This window comes from Pelatocladus sp. BLCC-F211 (genome assembly GCF_041928655.1).
Classification (GTDB): Bacteria; Cyanobacteriota; Cyanobacteriia; order Cyanobacteriales; family Nostocaceae; genus Pelatocladus.
This window is the reverse complement of record NZ_JBHFLM010000197.1, coordinates 26,021-32,613: the sequence shown is the minus strand read 5'-3', so window position 1 is coordinate 32,613 and position 6,593 is coordinate 26,021. Positions and strand designations below refer to the sequence as shown.

At 39.8% G+C, this 6,593-nt stretch carries 5 protein-coding genes; 2 read left to right on the top strand and 3 right to left on the bottom strand.

Annotation, left to right across the window (positions count from 1 at the left end; genetic code table 11):
• Positions 1-438: 438 nt before the first annotated feature.
• Positions 439-3,555, bottom strand: a complete 3,117-nt coding sequence (locus ACE1AT_RS23655; protein ID WP_374872834.1) for an MFS transporter — start codon at positions 3,553-3,555, stop codon at positions 439-441.
• A 507-nt stretch (positions 3,556-4,062) separates the two neighbouring features.
• Between ACE1AT_RS23655 and ACE1AT_RS23650 the strand changes: the two genes are divergently transcribed.
• The gene (locus tag ACE1AT_RS23650; RefSeq protein WP_009457290.1) at positions 4,063-4,266 is read left to right on the top strand and encodes a chlorophyll a/b-binding protein; all 204 of its coding nucleotides are present in this window, start codon (positions 4,063-4,065) and stop codon (positions 4,264-4,266) included.
• A 215-nt stretch (positions 4,267-4,481) separates the two neighbouring features.
• A complete protein-coding gene (locus tag ACE1AT_RS23645; RefSeq protein WP_026081856.1) occupies positions 4,482-4,691 on the top strand; it encodes a chlorophyll a/b-binding protein in 210 nt (69 codons plus the stop codon).
• A gap of 201 nt (positions 4,692-4,892) precedes the next feature.
• On the opposite strand, the gene ACE1AT_RS23640 is transcribed toward ACE1AT_RS23645, so the two are convergent.
• Together ACE1AT_RS23640 and ACE1AT_RS23635 are read right to left on the bottom strand one after the other, a co-directional pair.
• Positions 4,893-6,017, bottom strand: coding sequence for a sensor histidine kinase (locus ACE1AT_RS23640; protein WP_374872832.1), 1,125 nt, complete (start codon positions 6,015-6,017; stop codon positions 4,893-4,895).
• A 78-nt stretch (positions 6,018-6,095) separates the two neighbouring features.
• A complete protein-coding gene (locus tag ACE1AT_RS23635) occupies positions 6,096-6,593 on the bottom strand; it encodes a Rab family GTPase (protein WP_374872830.1) in 498 nt (165 codons plus the stop codon).

Below are 6,593 nucleotides of genomic sequence, written 5' to 3'. Positions count from 1 at the left end.
AGTGAACTACTCAGACTTGCCTACGGCTGAAGTCTGAGCTTCCCAATTCATCGGGAACAGCCTCAAAAACTCCGTAGTTTTTTTGGTCTTACATTCCCTCGGTGGGCAGGAGTCCTGGTTCCCAAGACCCAAATCTTTTTCTTGCAACATGTACCTATTAGCTTGGTTTTCGCTTATGGCATTGATGGTCAAGACATTGACCATCTTACCAGAAAATCCTGGGGATTCGTCATCCATCCAGAATTTGTTTTTACCAAGTAAAAAAATCAATTCCAGATGTAATCCTCATCCCCCGCTCACAATCCCCATCTTAGGAGTACCTTGAAGATGGGGACTTCCGCGAAGCGTTAAATCTTGAACAAATTAAAAAAGCCTCTCAAAATTGAGAGGCTACAGTAGGTTTAGCGGAGACAACTTTGAATTACTTTTGTGAATTTCCTACGCAGTGATCGCTGCTACTGCTCCGGAAATTGCCGAGAATATCGCCGATACTAAAGCTGTAGCGAATAACCACCAGGCTGCTGATGCGGCTGCTTTGCGGGTTTCTTCAGCTTGTTTTTGGGCTTGGTGTTTCACGTCTTCTAGTCGTCGCTGTGCTTCTTGTTGCAGTCGTTCTGCTCGTTGTAGGACGGTTTGACGCGCTCGTTCAACTTGGTCGATGATTCGATTGGCATCTTCTTCTGAAATATCCTCACGAGAACTCATGACTGCTACCAAGGTTTCGCGGTTGAAAGAAGACAGGCGATCGCGTAAAGCATCAAACCCAGCTTGGGGATCATCAAATAATGTGCGAACATCCCGCTTAATACCATCATAATTTAATTCGGGACGTTCTAGGGAGTTAAGGTAACTACGGATACGAGCAAATATTCCATCAATTGTGTCTTGAATGCGTCGTTGGATTGCTCGTACTTGCTCTACAAAGGAATCGCGGACAGAGAAGATTGTATCAGCAATCCGCGCTGCTTCTTCGTCACTGAGGTCTTCGCGCAGTTTCAGCAAGGTGATAATTGTAGAACGGTCGAATTGAGCTAGGCGATCGCTCAAACTGTCCATACCTACACGCGGGTCATGCAACAACAAATACAAGTCGCGTTTAATACCTTCTGGGTTGAGTTCATCTTTGCCACTGCGACGCAAATATTCTTCCAAATAAGTTTGGAATGTTTCGACTCTTTGTTGTGTCCGAGTCGCCAAACGACGCGGTGAACGGACGATATTGCGAATTGTGTCTTGAACAGAATCAATGACTTGATTAACTTGTTCTTCAGATAAATCTCGACGCTGGCTCAGTAATTTTACTAATGTATCTCTGTCTACCTGAGACAAGCGACGGCGGAGGGCGATCGCTCCTTCTCTCGGATTTTGCAACAGCCGATTCAAATCTCGTTGAATCCCTTCGGGGTTGAGTTCATCTTTACCAGTGTTTCGCAAATAATCAGCGATGGTAGTTGTAACTGAGTCGTATTGTTGTTTCGCTTTATCGACTACGGCTTGGGGTGCATGGCGAACACTATGCCAAGAATCTTCAACTGTGCTGAGAATTTGATTGGCTTGGTCTTCGCTTAAATCTTGGCGCTGACTCAGCAATTTGACTAAAGTATCCCGGTCAAAACGAGACAAACGCGCCCGCAGCGCTGCAACTCCAGCTTGGGGATCTTGCAGCAGTCTTGTTAACTCAGACCTAATCGCATTGGGATTTAGTTCTTCTTTGCCAGTATTACGCAGATATGACTCTAAATTTAGCCAGAGTGTTTCGGCTTGATATTTGGCTTGATCTGCGAGTCCTTTGGATTCAATGAGGACGCGATCGCGCTGTCTTTCCAATTCGTTAAGAATTGTCTCTGCTTCTTGTGGATTAATATCATTCCGTTCTAGAAGTGTTTCCCGCAGTTCTTGACGGTCTAACAATGCTAAACGGCGAGACAAAGTTTCATAATCTGCGTCGGAGTCTCGCAACAGTGGTTTAAAGTTCTGTTCAATTCCCTCTAGAGTTAATTCTGATTTGGGAGTGACGAGTAAATAACTCTCAACTCGGCGTTGCAAGTCCTGTACAATTTCTCTTTCTTCTTCAGCAGTAACTGTCACCAAGACATTTTGGCGAACAGCTTCTAACTGATCAACAATACGTTGAATTTCTGCTTGGGTCAAAAGACCACGCTGTTGCAGGATATTAGCAAAATCGCTGCGAGACAGTTGTTCTAATTCCCGGCGTATGGTTCCAGGGTCAGCAGCAGGATCATAGATCACATCGCGGAAATCCTGAGCTATTCTCTCTTGGCTTAACTGCCAAGCATAAGTATTCAACAGGTAGTTTTCTACATCCGCACGAATCGGACTGTAAGGTTGTTTTGGTGTTGGTAGTCCTAATTGCTCTGCTTTTTCGCCGACTTTATCTTTAGCTGTGGTTAAAGCACCCAAGATTTTTTCGACATCTAAATCTGACAGATCAGTCCGTCCCAAGACAATCCCAGTCAAAGCTGTTAGTCCCTGTTGTAGTGTTCGCTGAATTGGTCCAGGGGTCGCTTTTTGGTCTGCTTCTTTCGCAGAACGCATTTCCGCCATTAGCTGATCGAGTTTGCGGTTGAGTTCGCCTGTGTTCGCTTGTCCTGGCTGGAGTGATTTGAGATAATCAACCAACTCAGCCATTTTATCTTGAGAGGGAGTTTGATTTACTACCTGTTGCCAAACACCATACAAGGTATCGGCGATCCGGTTAGCATCACGCTTTGATAGGTCGGTGCGACTGCTGACTAAGTCGATAAATTTCTGGCGATCAATATTGCGAATATCGCCTGAAGTGGCGACTTCTCTGACTTGGGGATCACTCAACAATCTTTCAAAATCGCCGCGAATCTTAGAGATATCTAGTTCTGGGGGACGTACCATTTCTAGGTAATCTTCGACTTGTTCGCGGACGCTGGTAGGGTCGATCACACTACCGAATTCCCGGCGAACAGCTGCGGCTGCGGCTTCGGTGGTGGCTACTACCTGCTGGTTTACAGCCTTTGCACCCAAGGCGGCGGTGGCTGTTCCCATAATTGCCTGAAAGCCGGAAGTTGCAGTGTTAACTACATTACCAATTAAAGAACCGACTGTGGTGGAACTCACCCACACTAGTAATAAGAAGTATGCGCCCCAAATTACTAAACCGAGAATTGCACCCAGTCCTGGACTAAAAATCACTAGACTCATTTTGACAGCCAAAAAGCAAGCGATCGCTAGGGCAATAGTAACTGTGATTAAAGTCCATATTCCAACTGCTGTACCAATTTTGCGGATAGTTCCCCCGAAACTGCCAACTTCCCCATGATCTGAACTTGCATCAGATGGACGTCCTAAATAGGAAATACCTGCTGCAACTGACAGGTTAGTTAATACCAACTGAAACGCAAAAGCCAGAATTACACCGGAAATTAAAGCAGTGAAAAAACGCGGCCCTGAAATAGCAACCGATGCTTGTGCGGGTGAAATACCTTGTGGTTCCACTGTCACCTGCGCTATCCAAAATAAAGACTGGTAGAGTTCCAGCGTTGTTAGCGTACTCTGAAACATTCTATTTTTTTCCTCTATGTTTTAACTATCTGGTATAAAAATTTGCTAATTAGTTTTACATCTATATCATTCGCCATACACAATTCCTTAGCTCAGAATCGTGGAATTTAGCCTATTACAGCATCCGCCCAAGGTCTGATACTATCTACTGCGTTAGATATAAGTTTTTATCACTAATACCTCAGTTTGCAATTATTAAGATTTACCTGCGTGATATCACTTAGCTTATGGTTAAATTTAATTTTTATTTAAAAATCAAATTTTTTCACCCTCTTAGGGTAGATTTTGGTATTCAAAAAGAGATTGAATGATCGTCCATTAGGAATGCTTAGACTTTGTAACCATAGGAATACGGCAAGCTAATAATTCCTAGCTAAAGTAAACATATGTAACAAGTAGTTCGGAAACACGAAATTAGTTATTAGTTATTCAGCTTTAAAAATTATCAATCAGTAATAGCTAATAGCAAAGAAATTAAGCAATCCATAGAATAAGTGCGGAGGCAAAATGGAAACTCGTCCTTCTACAGATTTACCACCAATTGCTACGGAATATAACGGCAAAGATCGTAATGCTTTTCTATTTGGTTGGAATCCCCAAGCAGAATTATGGAACGGTCGCTTGGCAATGATTGGTTTTCTTGCTTATTTGCTTTGGGATTTAGCTGGTTATAGCGTGTTGCGTGATGTTTTACATATTGTTGGTTATTAATACCAATAAAATGTAATTTGCAATAATGCACTTTGACTGAACAATATTGGTTTTAAAGCAATACGGTTCAGTTAAGGCTAAAAACTAAAACTAGCGTAGGTTGGGTTTCGTTCCTCAACCCAACATTATCAAGGCTTTGTTGGGTTTCGGTTGCACTCAACCCAACCTACATTTCTTCTTAACTGAACTGTATTGGGTTTTAAAGGAGACAAAAAATGGAAACTCGTGAAAAACGTCCTTCTACAGATTTACCACCAGTAGCTAATGCTTACAACGGCATTGACCGCAATGCTTTTATTTTTGGTCTAAATCCCCAAGCAGAATTATGGAATGGTCGCTTGGCAATGATTGGTTTTCTTGCTTATTTACTTTGGGATTTAGCTGGTTACAGCGTATTGCGTGATGTTTTACATTTTATTGGTTAATAGAAGACTGGTCATCTGTTAACAAAATGCCCTTTGGTTAAGAATTTTTCGTCATAATTTGATCATGTAGAGACGTTGCGCTGCAACGTCTCTACAGGGTTTAAATATCAAGTGAAATTCTATTATTTAGCGCAGCTTCATAAAGAATGCCACTATGCTTTTCAGACACAATTTGATAACTGATCGATTAATATGTGCTTATTAATCTTGAGTCTGTGATTTCGGTTTTAACAGCCTAAACCAAAATCGAGAACCTCCTTGCTCAAGAGGGATATAGCCAATTTTTCCACCCCAACGTTCTACTGTGATTCGGCAGAAGTATAGTCCCAGTCCAACTTTACCTGATTTCCCAACTTGGGAAAACTTATCAAAAAGATTTTTAGCTTTTTCTGCTGGGATACCAATACCTTGATCATCTATAGTCACAAGAATACTATCTTCTTCTTGCTGTAAACTAATTGTAACTGTGGAGTTCGTTGGACTATGGCGAAAAGCATTTTCCACCAAATTTGCAATCATTCTATTCAAACGTGACTTATCACCTATAACCTTCCAATCTGCTGTTATGTCAGTATTATTTGCAAGTTGCAATTTTACTTTATTCAATAAAAAAGTGGCTGATAGAAGTTGGATAACTTCTTGTGCAGAAGTTAAAATGTTTGGAGCTAGTTCGGCATCTACAGTAAAAGATTCTAGAGAATTTACTTCGGCAGAAAAAGCATATAAAATATCTCTAATTAAGTTTTCTTCCTGAAGTGTTTGTTTTTTGCCAATTTCTAAGTACTCTCTAGCTTTTGGTGTTAAATTTTCAGTTTCTAACAGCATCAAACAGCAATTAATTCCACTGATATGCCCAGCAATATCATGTATTATACAGTGAACCAAAATATCTTTTTTTTGGTTCTCTTTCATGATGTATTGATAATTGAGTTGATGCTCTCTCGCTTTTTGAATCAGGTTTCTTTTTTCTTCATATTCTTCTTCTAATAATTTAATTAATAATATTTTATTATTTTTAACGCAAATCGCTATGGCTTCAAAATGATATTCTTTGCCAGATAAATCTAATTGATGCCAAATACCTGATTTTAATTGATTTTTATTATTTTTGTTCCATAGCTCTTCAGCATCTATCAAAAAATTTTCTAAAAAGGGAAACTCCTGTTGCGGTATGAGTATTTGCATTCCAGATTTAACTTGATGAAGGCAAAATCGTTGTAACCAATCTGGTGGATTTCCAGTAATTCTAAAGCGGCCAAAGTTTAATCTCTCTAAGACTAGAGTATCTAAAGCAGCAAACACATCTGCTGTAATAGAGTCGCTCATGATATAAACAATGTTGTTAAATGTATTTGTGATTAAATATTGTTTGTTAATTAACTATTTATTAATTTAAATAATTACCTAGTTTTCTAAAATTTTATTAGCCAGAATTTGGAAAGATTCTTCGACACCTAAACCTGTCTTCGCGCTCGTTTTAATAACAATCCAACCTCTTTGCACAACTTCATTAATTTCGGTATCACTAATTTCCCATTCCTCTATTAAATCCCACTTATTGAGTATAAGTATAAATGGTATAGTTCCAATAGTATTTTCTACTTTAATTTGTAAGTTAAAAGCTTTTTCCAGAGTATTTTTTCTAGTTCCATCTACTACTAATAGATACCCTGATGCACCACGTAAGTATGACATACGTACTTTTTGAAACTCATCTTCTCCATATAAATCCCAAAGAATAAAATTTATATCTTGTCCTTGAATATTTACTGTTTTTTTATCAATTTTTACACCTACTGTTGTTTGATACTTTTCAGAGAAAATACTGTGAACGAACCTTCCTACTAAACTAGTTTTACCAGCAGCAAATGCACCTACCATGCAAATCTTTTTTTGCAGCAT